Genomic DNA, 14,150 nt, shown 5'->3' on the forward strand with positions numbered 1-14,150 from the left:
ATCGGGTTGTTTTAAGGATATGGTTGACGAAGAGGAGGACGCCAGGCAGCCCCAAAGTCGAAGTCCTTGTCGGTGGTTAGACGAATGCGGTTGCCACCATTGATGGTCATGAGATAGATATCGTGATTGGTGCCATCGGGCCAGGATTCAAACGCTAACCACATCCCATCGGGGGACAAACTAACCTTTGAGACCGGACCGACATCAGGTTCATTTTTAGGGGGAATGCGTACTTCGTTGGGAGTATTGCGGTCCTCATAGCGCAGGCTCATCAGCCAGGGCACATTAGATGAGGGTTTCATCTGGCTGTAAAAAATCACACTTCCATCCAGACTCCACGCAGGCCACAGATTATTGAATTCACCACTCATAGTAAACCGCTGGGGGTATTGACCAGTATCCGACATAAGCCAGATTTGACCATAAGGTGCTTCGCGGACGAAGGCAATCTGAGTGCCAGTAGGGGACCAGGCGGGTTGTTTCTCCACATAGCGTGTATCAGTGAGGCGGAGCAAGATGCCATTTTCAAGATTATAGACGTAAATATCCGGCTGACCCCCTCGTAAAGAAGTGAATGCAATTCTACGACCATCAGGGGACCAGGCGGGATCAAAATCGGCGGCTGGGCTGGGGGGCAAGGGAAGTGGTTCGGGTGTTCCACCGTCAGCAAGATCCAAGATATAAATTTTGGTACCCTCATAGAGGTTGCGTTTTTCGCGACAGGGTGAGATAAATGCTAAGCGTTGACCGTCTGGTGACCATGCGGGTTGGCAAGCGCCATCGGGTAAACTGGTGATGGGTCGCTGATTGGTGCCATCGGCATTCATTAGCCAAATTTGCATGATACCGGTGCGGTTTGATGCAAAAGCAATCTCGCCGCTCCCACCGAAAGGAGTCGGGGATGAAGTTGGGGTTTCGGTGACCCAAAATGAAGTGGGAGAAGGCGTGATACCCTCAGGCGAAGGGGTAAAGAAGGGAGGGGTGGTGGTTGTGGTGGGGATATCTTGAGCAACGGAGAAGACACTGGTCTGTGATGGTTCAAGTGGTTGAGTGGGCTGGGGGTAAGTTGGCGCGGGCGGCGTGAGGAAGGTTAACCCGTTCGGAAGCACTAGAATTTGGCCTCGTACCCATTGTGGAATCGCTGGGACCAAGAAAAATAAAAGGGTGATTAGGATAACCATTCCGATTGTCCCAAGCACGCGCCAGATACGACGACGATTTTTTCGAAGAACGGGCCGTGGTGTTGAGTGGTAAATAGGACTTGAGGTGGGGATGGGTTGGGTAAGGATCTTCTCCCCTTGCTGAGCAGGGCTCGCAACGGGAAGAACAGGCACAACCTGAGGCGGGGGAACAACGGTCAATTCGTCCAAGAGAGGGGGTAAGTTGCTGGCATCCATCAGGGCCCGTTTGAATTCTGTTGCGGTTTGAAAGCGACTTTCAGGTTCTATAGCCAGCGCTTTTTCTATCGTGTTGGCTAAGCGGCGTGACACTTTGGGTGCTAATTGTCGAATTGGGGTTAGCTCAGCGTGGCTAGTGAGGCGGGCCAAGCCATCTTCGGGGATAACACCTGTCAGAGCCGCATATAAAGTTGCCCCGAGGGAGTAAATATCAGTTCGAGCATCGGTGGGAGCAACCCCATATTGTTCAGGAGGTGAGTAGCCTGGCGTCATGGCACGAGCACCCGCGGTTGTGCGCTGATCTTCCAACATGAGTTTGGCCAGGCCAAAATCAACCAATACCACTTTCCCTTCGGGGGTGATCTTTATATTTCCGGGCTTGATGTCGCGGTGGATGATGGGGGGCTTGCGTGAGTGGAGGTATTCTAAAGCGTTGCAAATGGCGATGCCGATCAGGACGACTTCGTTTTCATTCAACGTGCCCAAACGTTCAATGCGTTGGCGTAAATCTTCACCCTCAATGTAGTCCATAACCAGGTATTGACCCTGGTTGGGTATAGAAAAATAGTCTATAACCCGAGGGAGATTAGGGTGACGCAAGCTGGCAAGAATATTGGCTTCGCGCTGGAATTGGCGCGCATATTCTTCAGCCAAGAACAGATTTTCCTTAACGGCTACTTGAATTCCTAAGTTTTCGTCAACAGCGTGATAGATGGCCCCCATTCCCCCTTGGGCTAAGATTGAGGTTATCCGGTAGCGTCGGTTGAGTAGCGTGCCTGGAGTCAGTGCCATCGTTTCAATTTTAACGGTTTCCTGGCAAACCTCACAATAAACTTGAGATTAAGTTTATCGGTTCTGCTAGGGGTTTAAGAATGCTTTTCAACCCATGCTATAATCGAAAAGCCATTTTAGGAGATCATTCGCCTATGTCCCTTGATATGCCTATGTCCCTTGATATTCGTTCTGCTGTTCAAACCGTCCTTTTCCTGTTGGTGTTGGGTCTGATCTTAAGTTTCTGGCTAGGGGTGCGCACGATCAAAGGCGCACGTCGTTTGACCTATTTCCGCATTCGCCGTGCGCGGGTGGCGCTAGGGTGGCGACTCATCTTTCTGGCTTTGGCTTTAGGGGGCATGGCTTTCTTGACCAACCGATACGCGGAGCCCGCCCTTTATCGCGTATTTCCTCCCTCGCCAACGGTTACGCTTACCCCAACGATTACGTTGACTCCTACGATTACCTTGACCCCAACCATCACCTTAACCCCTACAATTACGGATACTCCTTCGATTACGCCTACACCCTTCTTACCCGAAGATATTGCAACTCAAATCCAGAACACCATTACGCCGAATCCGGGCGCGGTGTTCAGTCCATTGCAGTTTGCCCGTGCGGTAGATGATGCTTTTCAACCAGTCAATCCTCGGGTGGAGTTTCAACAACCCATTAAAACGCTCTATGGCACATTTTCGTATGATCAAATGGTGCCGGGTTCACAGTGGACGGCTATTTGGTATCGTCTTAGTGATGGGCAGCGAATCTGCTATGAGACGAAACCCTGGGATGGTGGAACCGGGGGGTTCGGCTACACCGATTGCTCACCGCAGCCGGAGGATTGGCAGGCTGGTGATTATGAGGTCCAGATTTTTGTGGGTTCGCAATGGAAGACTTCGGGTCGCTTTACAGTGATTGGAAACCCACCCACCTCGACGCCAACTCGTTCTCCCACACCAACGGTGAGTGTTACACCAACGATAACACTCACTCCGACCTCAACCCGAACTCCATTACCTTCGCCGACTCCGACCGTTACACCAACACCACGGCCTTCGCTGACACCGACGGCAACGCGGACGCTTCCCCCAACCTCCACACCCCGACCGACTTTAACACCACGCCCGACCGATACCCGCTGGCCAACGGCTACGTTTGTTAGCCCTTAGGTTAGTGGATTAGTTGTATTTTGATCTAGGCACTATAGAGGGGGCGCGGTGTGTAAAGAGAATGTGCAATCTGGGCGGCCAATTGGGCATTATTTTTAAGCAGGGCCAAATTGGCTTTCAGGCTCTCGCCCCCGCTGAGTTCACTGACCCGTGCCAGCAAGAAGGGGGTGACTTCAGCACCGCGGATGCCTCGGTCTAAAGCCTCGTGGACGGCCCGTTGGATGATTGCTTCAATAGCCGCTCGAGGAAGGGCGGTTTCGTGTGGGGGTGGATTGACCACAAGAATGGCGTTGTTCAACTGACACTCCCACTGCGCTTTAGCGATTGCGGCAATGTCCTTTGGATCTTCCACGCGCACGTTGACGGGTAAACCGCTTTCACGGGAATAGAAAGCCGGGAACTCATCTGTTTGATAGCCGATGATCGGCACCCCCATGGTTTCTAATACTTCAAGAGTGGCTGGCAGATCTAAAATCGCCTTTGCCCCTGCCGAAACAACAACCAGGGGTGTTTTGGCGAGGGTGGGGAGATCGGCTGATACGTCAAACGGGGCTTCACGGTGGACACCACCGATGCCACCGGTGGCAAAGACTTTGATGCCACTCTGGTGGGCGATATGGAGGGTCGCGGCAACTGTGGTTCCGCCGGCTTCTTTGCGCGTCAGGGCAATGCCGATATCGCGAATACTGATCTTGCGTTTTGGGGTGGCGGTGGCTAAGCGCTCCCGTTCTTCGGCGCTTAAGCCAACCTGAATGAACCCATCCAAAAGGGCAATGGTCGCTGGGATGGCCCCTTCTTTGCGAATGGTTTGCTCTAGTTCCTCAGCAAGTTGAACGTTTTCGGGATAGGGGAGCCCGTGAGTGATAACGGCGGACTCTAATGCTACAACAGGTTGTCCATACTCGAGGGCGTGGCGGATCTCAGGATGGATACGGAGATAATTTTTCATAATTAGATGATTAACCTTTCATAGAGACTTTCAAGCGAAAGTTGAGGGGAAACTGATCCCGGGTGACTGAGGGTTAAACTGGCGGCAGAAACCCCCAAACGGACAGCTTCATCAATATCCATCCCGTTGGTCAGTCCGAAGATGATGGCTGCGGTCATGGCATCACCGGCACCGGTTGGGTCAATGACACGTGTACGGATGGCCGGCACGTGCCCACTGGTTTCAGAGGTGGCATAGCATACCCCAAACTCGGCCAAGGCGATGATGGCAATTTGTACTCCCATACGAATGAATGTCCGTGCGGCCTCAAGGGCTGAGAAACGATCGTTAACCTCAATAGCACCCTGTAGAAGCGCAGTGGCTTCTAACCGGTTAGCGGTGAGGAAGGTAAGGCGAGGTAAAAATGGGAGTAGTTTCGGGGCGAGAGATACTGAAGTTGCATCTGCGAAGATGGGTAATTTTGCCCGTCGAGCCAATTGAAAGACGGCTCGTAATGCCGGTGTAGAAAGGTTGGCGTCTACGAATATAAGACTGGCGCTTTGGAAAAGGGCTGCCTGGGATTTTATATATTCTGCGCTCAGGCAGGAAAGGATGCGCATATCATCCAATCCATACCGCAGGTCACCTTCTTTACCCAGCAGGGCGACATAGGATGCTGTTCCATAATCCCTTACCCTGAGGCATGCCGAGGTGTCCACACCTATCTTGGCGGTGTATTCTAATAACTGTCGCCCGATTGGGTCATCCCCAACAGCGCTGATCAGACTTACCGGCAAGCCCAATCGGGCCAGATTTTCGGCGACATTGCGGGCCACTCCTCCAAAGGATGGCCGAACTTGACCGGGAACCGACGTCCCGGGTTGTAAATTCTCAAAAGAGCGGCCAACCGTATCCAAAGTGGCTGCTCCTAAGACAAGTAGGCGTTTATCCATCGAGAGAGTCTGATTCATGATAAAAATCGAACCTGTCCATGTTGATCCATATAAGCATCCAAACACTTTTTTATCATATCCAGAGCGTTACGAACCTCAGGAGGAATTGATGCCTGATTATAGCGTTCGAGGGTATTTTTGAGGAGGCCATAATAGAGGCTCAATAGTTGAAACAAGCGCTCCTCGGGCTCAGCAGTAGGTTGACTTAAGACTGCAGAAATCATAATGAGGGTTTCGCGGAGGTGGTGGGCGAGGGCTTGATTGGTATTCTGCTCTCTCCATTTGCGTAATGCAACGGGATTTCCCAGACGCAAATTCTCGCGGGTGATTTTCAGCGCTTCGAGGTGTTGTTCCCAGATAATCGGTTCAGGGGTATTCCAGGCTCCAACGTTGATCCATTCTAACCGTACACCTTTGTTAAGAGCCATTTGAGAGAATTCAAGTGCAAAATCATCAAAGAAGCGTGTGAGGTCGGGGCGCGTCAGACGGTTGGGAATGGAGATGGGCGGGGACAATTCAGCATCGTAGATGAAGCGGAGGGGACGCTTCAGTGGATTAGCCCATTGAATTTGGGTGATCCGGGTTTGCAGCTCAACAAATTGGCGAATTTCGGGCTGACCAATTCCGGCAAACAGCTCCCCAAAGGGGCGTGACTGGATCTGTTTCTGGATTTGGCGCATGACGAGGTGGCGCATTGAATTGGTCCAAGGGCCGGGTAATTGCCAGAATGTGAGTCGGTAAAGATTTTGGTAATAAGTCGGGAAAGGATTTTGAAGATTGTGAGGTTGGGGAAAGCGGCGCCAGATACAGAATAAAGCTCGCACATCTTGGAGTGAGATACGAATCCCATCTCGGCTGCGCCCTTGAATGTCCTCGTATTGGCATACATGATCTCTCAAATCAAAGGTTTGACGCAAGCGTTCAAAAGGTGCAATCTTCACCCTTGTACCTGGAAGGATAAAATGAGGTGTGCCGTCGGGACGTTCAAAGACAGCAGCCATTTCAGCAGAACAGGTTACTACACCGGGGCCTCCTATCAACAGTATTGGGTTTTGCTTGTGATGTGTGCTGGGCTCTTCACTATTGATATTTAAAGATGGTGGAGGCGCAAGACCAAGGCTAGTATAGAGTAAAAAGTGGCGACTAATACCCGGCTGAGGCAGAGAAAAGATTTCGCTTTGGTAATGAGCCGCCCATTCCAATCCTAGCCAAAACGGCAGGAAGACCACCACCAATACATGAGGTGCGAACATGGAAGTCACTAAAAGGCGCATGGTTTGGTGCAGGGGATCTTGCCCTATTCCCAAAGGAGAGGATAGTAAATTAATCCACGCAACGCCCAACCAAAAGCAGAGCCATATGGGTATCAGAAGCAGAAAGCGGCGAATGGGTGGGGTGATTCTCATAGGTATCGGGCTTCAAGGAGCATGATTAATTCTTTAATTTGATTTTCCTCATCATAGGTTAAGGCCTTTAGGTTTGGACGGTCATGAAGGAGGGTAAGGTGACCGTGCAAGAGACAGAGTAAGGTTGAACGCATGGTCTCGGTAAGGTTAGCATTGAAATTGGAACCGTGGGGTGAAGCGAGTAAGGGAACGGGGGAAGATGGTAATATCTCATCGGCAAAGTTGCGAGTTGCAGATTCGATAAAAATATTCCAGGCCTGATTGCGGGCTTCTTCGACCAGGGTTCGACGCAGGATGTCAATTTGCTCGCGCTCCTGGCGGGCGTAGGTAAGCCATTCTGCACTCCAGCGATTGACGAGTTCTCGGTCTGTTTCAGGGCGCAATTTTACGTTAAGAAGGTTAACCGAAAACACCTTAATCCCTCGATTTGCGAGGATTTGATATTCTCGACTGGGCACTTTACCATTTTTTTGATTACCAGTGACATCAAGGTCCAATACTTCCGGTTGGGTAAGACGCTCATTGATTATTTGAACCACGTTTGCTAAGCCCTGAACCCGTTGTTTTTTGAGGGTGAGGGGAAAAAGGTCATCCAGGGTCAAGCGTGCAACTAGGTCACGCCATACCTCAGCTGCTAATTGTGCCGGCAGTTGATCCCAGCGGATCAATCGGTTGGGGGTATCAAGAGGAAGGTTGGCATTGACAACTTGCCCAAGGATAGCCCGCTCAACCGCTAAAGGGTCATAACCAAACTCAGAATTACCCAAGCCCGGACGAGTATCGAGGCGGAAAATCACCTCAATTTGGGGAATTATTTCGAAGTTATCTCGTGTGACGGCGCGCGTTTCATTGCTGCGGCGTACACGGCTTTCGTATTCTGCCTGGCTTTCTTCTGGTTGACGGGGGGCAAAAGGATCTTCATTAGGTCTGGGGCCAATTATTTGACCGCAGAGCCGCAAATCCACCACATCGGCAATTTGTTCTCTGGGTTGAGTGAAAACGACGCCGGGACCCACTGCCCGAGTAAAACGCTGGTTTGTACGTAAAAGTGCTGCACTGGCCGTATCCAATACCAACAATCCTGGGCCATTTGATCTTTTCGAGACCGGACGAGGATTTTGACCGTTTTCGATAAATGCAATTGGACCATGAATACCAGTAACATAGTATATGAGGTGCAGAAATGCGTTGATCCGGTCTTGGAGACCCCGAACAGGAAGCGTAAATTGAGAGAAGAAAGCCAGCCAAAGAACTGTTCCTATCCCTAAAAGGGTCAGGTTAAAAATAAATCTCAAAGACCTCTGTATAAGTCCCTCAGGGGCAAGTAGAAATGACCCAAGCAAAATTACGAGTCCAAAAATTATGGGTAAAAAAATAGTTTTATAGCGCTTGAATCCGCTTCTCATGCCCTATCCCTGTCTTCGATATAGATTTTATCAAATTAGAATTGAACAGGCGGTTCAAAAACCGAGGAATTTTGTCACTGGGCAGCGGTAAGAATTGGTCATACAATGATAAAGGCAACGCTTAGAAAATCGCTTCGCCATCAAAATGAATTCCCGATAGAAAAGAGGATCAATGTATGCTGCGTGCATTGTTGATTTCCCTTTCGAAAGCCGAATGGGCCAAACGCTTAGTGACGCGTTGGAAAGTGGCTTGGAAGGTTGCTTCTCGCTTTATTGCGGGGGAGACCTTGGAAGAAGCTATGCAGGTTATTCAGAACCTCAATGCAGCAGGGCTGAACGCAACGGTAGATTACTTGGGAGAGCATACAACGGATGCCGAAGAGGCTCACCGAGCGACCGAGGCGACGCTAGCCATCCTTGAGGACATTGCCAGCAGAAATTTGCACGCTAATGTATCGGTCAAGTTGAGCGCCATCGGTCTGACGGTTGATCGGGCTCTCTGCCGTCAAAACCTAGAGCGTATTGTTTCCCACGCCAAGTCTTTAGGGAATTTTGTACGCGTTGATATGGAGGATTCTTCCTTGGTGGATGCCACACTCGACCTGATCCATTGGTGCTATGATCAAGGATATACCAATGTGGGAGTAGCTATTCAGTCCTATCTTTACCGTAGTGAACGGGATACCCGACGCTTAGTCGAAAGGCGGGTTCCCATTCGTTTGGTCAAAGGGGCCTATAAAGAGCCTCCCGAAATTGCCTATCCACGTAAGCAGGATGTGGATGCTAATTTCGATCGTTTGACCGATGTGTTACTCCAAGGTGTTGTGGAAGCAGGTGTTCCTCAAATCAGTGCCGATGGACGTATTCCTCCCATTCCAGCACTGGCTACCCATGATGAAGCCCGAATTCGCTATGCTCAACAGCGCGCGGAACGCCTGGGATTACCTAAAACCGCTTTGGAATTTCAAATGCTTTATGGCATTCGGCGTGATTTGCAGCAGGAATTGGTTCGCGCGGGCTACCCGGTGCGCATTTATGTGCCCTTTGGTACCCATTGGTATCCCTATTTTATGCGCCGATTAGCTGAGCGACCGGCTAACTTATGGTTTTTTGTCTCTAACTTTTTCCGCCGCTGAGGTAGCGATATGGCAGCGCCATCGTCTTACCCTTTAGCCTTGATCTTAGGGGCTTCGGGAACCCTGGGAAGGACGATTGCGCAGGCATTGGCGGAACATGGGTATGCGATGGCGTTGCATTATTTTCGCTCTCGGGAAAACGCATTGACGTTGGCCACCCAAATTGAGAAACAGGGGCGGCCAACTTTTTTGGTCTCGGCCGACCTTAGAGAGGAAGAGCAAATTGGATTGTTGTTTGAACGGGTGCAGTCTTGGGGATATCCGTTGCAAGTCTTGGTTTACGCCGCTGGCCTTATTTCGCGAGGAACACTATTAGAAACCTCTTGTGAAACATGGGAGGATGTGTTTTCACTTAACTTGCGCGGGGCATGGCTATGTGCTCGCGCAGCAGTTCCATTGATGCAAGCATCGGGTGGGGTTATTATTAACCTTACCGATTGTGGCGCGCAACGCTTGTGGACGACATATGGGGCGTATGTGCTCTCTAAAGGTGCTTTAGATCACCTCACTCGGTTGCTGGCCAAAACTCTAGCGCCAGGAATACGGGTCAATGCGGTTGCTCCTGGAATGATTACACCTGGAGTTGAGATGTCCAGTGAGGAATGGGATCGGTTGAAGCAACGTTTACCCTTGGGTCAGCCTGTTCGTCCGGAGGCTGTAGCGCAGGCAGTGTTGTTCTTAATCGAGAACCCGCAAATCACAGGCCAAACCCTATATGTAGATAGCGGCTACCATTTACTCTAAGGGACACCCATGCGCAGATTCCTCGCTTCTCCGTTATGGCAATGGATTCGTGTTGTTAATCCTCTTGCCTTAATGGCTGGGATTTTGTTCTTTGCGTTAGGTGCCGGGATCGTTAATTTTCGTAACCAGCCCTTTTCGGGGGTTGATTATTGGTTGGGTCAGGCCTGCATCACGTTACTACAGATGAGCAGTGCCTTATTGAAGGCGTTTTATGATCGAGCTAGCGAGAACGAGTCTTTACTTTCATCTCGACAACCTAATAACAAGAAAGAAAGTGAAGAAGAGCAAGAGAAGATCCCGGAGGAGGCTGTATTGCCCCGGTCGGTTTTCCTGCAAACCGGATTAACGACCCTCAGTATCGGGGCGGTAATAACCGTTTTACTCTTAACGCGGGGGGCCCTTAATGTCTCGGCCATGTTACTTCTGGGGGTGGCGTTTGGGGTAACGTTCTTTTACAGTGTTCCCCCTTTACGCCTGGCATACAGCGGGTATGGGGAACTGTTGATGGCTTTTTTTCTGGCCAATCTAACCCCGGCGTTTGCGTTTGCCCTGCTTTCAGGCGAGATAGATGCGCATTTACTGGGTTTGCTTACCTTCCCTCTAACGTTATTGTGTTTAGCCACGATGATGGCGCTATCGCTGGAGCATTATTACCGCGATCTAAAGCAGGGGTATACGACTATGATGGTGCGGTTAGGATGGCAACGAGGTATGTTGGTGCATAATATCTTGGTACCGTTAGCCTATCTCTTATTGGGAATCTCTGCCTTGATGGGCCTTTCCTGGTCGGTGCTTTGGCCTACCATGCTGACTTTGCCATTGGGTGCCTTTCAGGCGTGGCAGATGTGGCAGATTGGCAATGGAGCACCGACGCGTTGGCCTTTACTGCGACTCACCGCCTATGCGACGGTGGGCTTGACGGTTTACTTATTGACCTTTTCTCTTTGGATGGGGTAACCGATGAGAGAGTTTCTCACCTTGCTTTCCCCTCAGGCTGCGCTGGAACGTTGGTTGAATGCTCTTTCTGACTCTGAACCGGACGGAGAAGACATTCCAACCACAGAGGCATTGGGTCGGGTGACTATCGCGGGTATTCGTGTGCCAGAGCCGATGCCGTCTTTTCCGCGTAGCACTGTGGATGGGTATGCAGTGCGCGCCGCGGATACCTTTGGGGCGAGCGATAGCCTGCCGACCTACCTGAGGCTGGTGGGTGAAGTAGGGATGGGAAAGGCGCCTGATTTCGTCCTGCAACCTGGGCAAGCCGCCTTGATTTATACCGGCGGAATGTTGCCGGAAGGGGCGGATGCAGTGGTCATGCTTGAGCATACCCAAGTGACACTGCCGGGTGAGATCGAGGTCTTGCGCGCAGTGGCGGTGGGTGAAAACGTGCTCAAAGTGGGCGAGGATGTTCAGGTAGGCGACGAGGTGATCCCGGCGGGGGTGCGTTTACGCCCGGCGGAAATTGGAGGCCTGATGGGGTTAGGAATCACAAAATTGCGCGTAGCCAAGAGACCTCGGGTGGGAATTATTTCTAGCGGCGATGAGGTGATCCCGCCCGATCAACCTCTGGGTATGGCACAGGTACGGGATATCAATAGCTATTCTATCGGTGCTTTGGTAGACATGCTTGGAGGAATTCCCCAGCGCTATGGTATCGTCCCTGATCGCGAAGAAGCATTGCGGGAGGCATTGAACCGTGCTCTAAGTGAAAGTCAAATGGTCATCATCTCCGCGGGCTCTTCTATTGGTACGCGCGACCTGACCGCACGGGTAATGGATGAAATGGGGCCGCCGGGGGTTTTAGTACACGGTATCAATATCCGGCCCGGAAAGCCCACGATATTAGCCGTCTGCAACAGGAAGCCTGTGTTGGGACTGTCTGGCAATCCGGTAAGCGCCTTAGTCGTGGCCAGTTTATTTCTTCCGGCGGTGTTGGATAAACTGTCGGGGGTTAAACTACGGCGACCGCGAGCCCGGGTGCAGGCTCGGTTGACCATTAACCTTCCCTCCCAAGCCGGGAGAGAGGATTATGTCCCGGTGCGGTTAATTGAAACTCATGAAGGTTATCTGGCCGAACCCATTTTTTACAAAAGCAACTTAATTTTCTCTCTCGTGCGTGCAGATGGAGTGCTGCGTATCCCCGCGGATGCCACTGGGTTGGGGTTGGGCGCTGCCGCTGAGGTGTGGTTGTTATAAGCTTGTATTTATAGAAGAGGAACTTCGCAATGGCGGTCTATCTTTATGATATTCCATTAACCGAAGCCCAAAGGCGTATTCGTGAGGCTCTCCAATCGGCAGGATTGTGGGGGGTCTTGGGGAAGGAAACTTTGCCTTTATCCGAAGCCCTGGTGGGGCGGGTAACTGCTGAACCCATTTGGGCTCGCCTTTCCTCCCCTCATTATCATTCCGCAGCCATGGATGGGTTTGCCATTCGTGCTGAAGACACTGCTGGGGCTATGCCAACAGCACCAATTACCTTGCTGGTTAGTTCCCAAGCCGCTTATGTGGATACGGGAGACATTTTACCGCAATGGGCGAATGCGGTGGTGCCGATTGAGCAGGTAGAAGCCTTAAACAGCGCGGGGCAGCCGGCAGATGATCCACGTCATCCTTATATGATCCGTCTTAGGGCTGCCCTGACACCCTGGAGCCACGTGCGCCCGATGGGTGAGGATATTGTGGCAACTCAGTTGGTCCTTCCAGCCGGGCATGTTTTACGAGCGGTAGATTTAGGGGCAATTGCCGCGTGTGGGCATACAAAGGTGACCGTTACCCGCAAACCACGGGTTGCGATTATTCCAACCGGGGATGAACTCATCCCGATTGGGCAGCCAGTGAAGCCGGGTGACATTATTGAGTTTAATTCCTTGGTTCTGGCCGCTCAGGTGACCACCTGGGGAGGGGAGCCAATTCATTTTCCGATCACCCCGGATGACGAGGAATTGATCCTGGAACAAGTGCAGGAAGCGGCTCGTGAGAGTGATTTGATTTTGCTCAATGCGGGTTCTTCGGCGGGTTCCGAGGATTTCTCGGCACGGGTAATTGAACGATTGGGGGAATTGCTTTTCCATGGTGTAGCCGTTCGTCCCGGTCATCCGGTGATTTTCGGCATGCTCTCTCGCCCCGGCGCGCCACCGGGAGATAAAGTCCCAATTTTTGGTGTGCCTGGCTATCCGGTCTCAGCGGCTCTGACGGGTGAAATCTTCATTGAACCGCTGCTTGCTCTGTGGACGGGACGTTCCCCTGCCCAACCTGAAGAGATTGAAGCCATATTGACACGAAAGATTACCTCCCCTGCAGGTGATGAGGATTATGTGCGCGTGGTTGTTGGCGAGGTCGGGGGACGAGTCGTGGCGGCACCGTTAGCACGAGGGGCTGGTGTTATCACCTCATTGGTGCGCGCCGATGGTTTACTGGTGATACCATCAGGCGTTCAGGGCATCGAGGCGGGGGAAAAAGTGTGGGTACGGTTATATACCTGTAGCCGTAATCTGAATCGCACCCTTTTTGCGATTGGCTCTCATGATATGTCGCTTGATCTCTTAGCCCAGTTTTTAGCCGAGCGAGGGTTGCGACTGGTCTCGGCCAATGTGGGTAGTCTAGGCGGGTTGGTGGCTTTGCGGCGTGGCGAAGCCCATCTGGCTGGTTCTCATTTATTAGATCCGGAGACGGGGATTTATAACATACGTTATGTGCAACAATATCTACCGAATGAGAAGGTGATGATTGTGCGGTGGGTGGAACGCGAGCAAGGGTTGATCGTCCAGTCGGGCAATCCCAAGGGCATCCGGGGTTTAGAAGACTTAACGCGTCCCGACGTGACATTTGTCAATCGGCAACGCGGGGCAGGAACGCGTGTGTTACTAGACTATCATTTAGGTCGTCTTGGGATCAATCCCGAGGTCATTCGGGGCTACCAGCAAGAAGAATATACTCACCTGGCGGTGGCTGCCGCTGTGGCCTCGGGACGTGCAGATTGTGGGTTAGGGGTAACAGCGGCGGCAAAAGCGCTGGATTTAGATTTCATTCCTCTATTTCAAGAAGCCTATGATTTGATTATCCCCTGCAAGTATGCCGATGAGGAGCGCATTCGCGCTATTTTCGATTTGATGGGTGATTCGCGTTTTCGCCACGCCGTAGCCCAACTGCCCGGTTACAACGTTGGACAAATGGGTGTCATTGTGCAAGCCTGCTGATAAGATTATTAACCGATCAACCGATAAACTTGATGGAGGTGCCT

Annotated in this window: 11 protein-coding genes; 6 read left to right on the plus strand and 5 right to left on the minus strand. The window is 51.5% G+C overall.

Features of this window, described 5'->3' with window-relative positions:
- Positions 1–11 precede the first annotated feature (11 nt).
- The gene (locus AC01YT_RS05425; protein WP_476673410.1) at positions 12–2,189 is read right to left on the minus strand and encodes a WD40 repeat domain-containing serine/threonine protein kinase; all 2,178 of its coding nucleotides are present in this window, start codon (positions 2,187–2,189) and stop codon (positions 12–14) included.
- 134 nt (positions 2,190–2,323) lie between these two features.
- Here AC01YT_RS05425 and AC01YT_RS05430 point away from each other — a divergent pair, with 134 nt between their 5' ends.
- A complete protein-coding gene (locus AC01YT_RS05430; protein ID WP_476673412.1) occupies positions 2,324–3,337 on the plus strand; it encodes a hypothetical protein in 1,014 nt (337 codons plus the stop codon).
- A gap of 25 nt (positions 3,338–3,362) precedes the next feature.
- Here AC01YT_RS05430 and AC01YT_RS05435 read toward each other — a convergent pair whose 3' ends face one another.
- Genes AC01YT_RS05435 through AC01YT_RS05450 form a run of 4 tightly spaced genes read right to left on the minus strand, consistent with a single transcriptional unit; the run spans position 3,363 to position 7,694 of the window.
- A complete protein-coding gene (locus tag AC01YT_RS05435) occupies positions 3,363–4,286 on the minus strand; it encodes a pseudouridine-5'-phosphate glycosidase (RefSeq protein WP_476673414.1) in 924 nt (307 codons plus the stop codon).
- A gap of 2 nt (positions 4,287–4,288) precedes the next feature.
- Complete coding sequence (locus AC01YT_RS05440; protein WP_476673416.1) at positions 4,289–5,236, minus strand: carbohydrate kinase family protein; 948 nt, start codon at positions 5,234–5,236, stop codon at positions 4,289–4,291.
- A complete protein-coding gene (locus AC01YT_RS05445; RefSeq protein WP_476673418.1) occupies positions 5,233–6,624 on the minus strand; it encodes a hypothetical protein in 1,392 nt (463 codons plus the stop codon). Before AC01YT_RS05445 ends, AC01YT_RS05440 begins: the two co-directional genes overlap by 4 nt.
- Positions 6,621–7,694: a hypothetical protein gene (locus tag AC01YT_RS05450; protein WP_476673420.1), complete on the minus strand. Its 1,074-nt coding sequence runs from the start codon at positions 7,692–7,694 to the stop codon at positions 6,621–6,623. Before AC01YT_RS05450 ends, AC01YT_RS05445 begins: the two co-directional genes overlap by 4 nt.
- A 512-nt stretch (positions 7,695–8,206) precedes the next feature.
- Between AC01YT_RS05450 and AC01YT_RS05455 the strand changes: the two genes are divergently transcribed.
- From AC01YT_RS05455 to AC01YT_RS05475, 5 genes are read left to right on the plus strand one after another with little or no spacing between them, the layout of a single operon-like run.
- A complete protein-coding gene (locus AC01YT_RS05455; protein ID WP_476673422.1) occupies positions 8,207–9,166 on the plus strand; it encodes a proline dehydrogenase family protein in 960 nt (319 codons plus the stop codon).
- A gap of 9 nt (positions 9,167–9,175) precedes the next feature.
- A complete protein-coding gene (locus tag AC01YT_RS05460) occupies positions 9,176–9,910 on the plus strand; it encodes an SDR family NAD(P)-dependent oxidoreductase (protein ID WP_476673424.1) in 735 nt (244 codons plus the stop codon).
- A gap of 9 nt (positions 9,911–9,919) precedes the next feature.
- Complete coding sequence (locus AC01YT_RS05465) at positions 9,920–10,867, plus strand: UbiA family prenyltransferase (protein ID WP_476673426.1); 948 nt, start codon at positions 9,920–9,922, stop codon at positions 10,865–10,867.
- 3 nt (positions 10,868–10,870) lie between these two features.
- On the plus strand, positions 10,871–12,106 hold the full coding sequence (locus AC01YT_RS05470) for a molybdopterin-binding protein (protein WP_476673428.1): 1,236 nt from the start codon (positions 10,871–10,873) through the stop codon (positions 12,104–12,106).
- A gap of 29 nt (positions 12,107–12,135) precedes the next feature.
- Positions 12,136–14,106: a molybdopterin biosynthesis protein gene (locus tag AC01YT_RS05475; protein ID WP_476673430.1), complete on the plus strand. Its 1,971-nt coding sequence runs from the start codon at positions 12,136–12,138 to the stop codon at positions 14,104–14,106.
- Positions 14,107–14,150 lie beyond the last annotated feature (44 nt).

Source organism: Thermanaerothrix sp. (assembly GCF_056331585.1).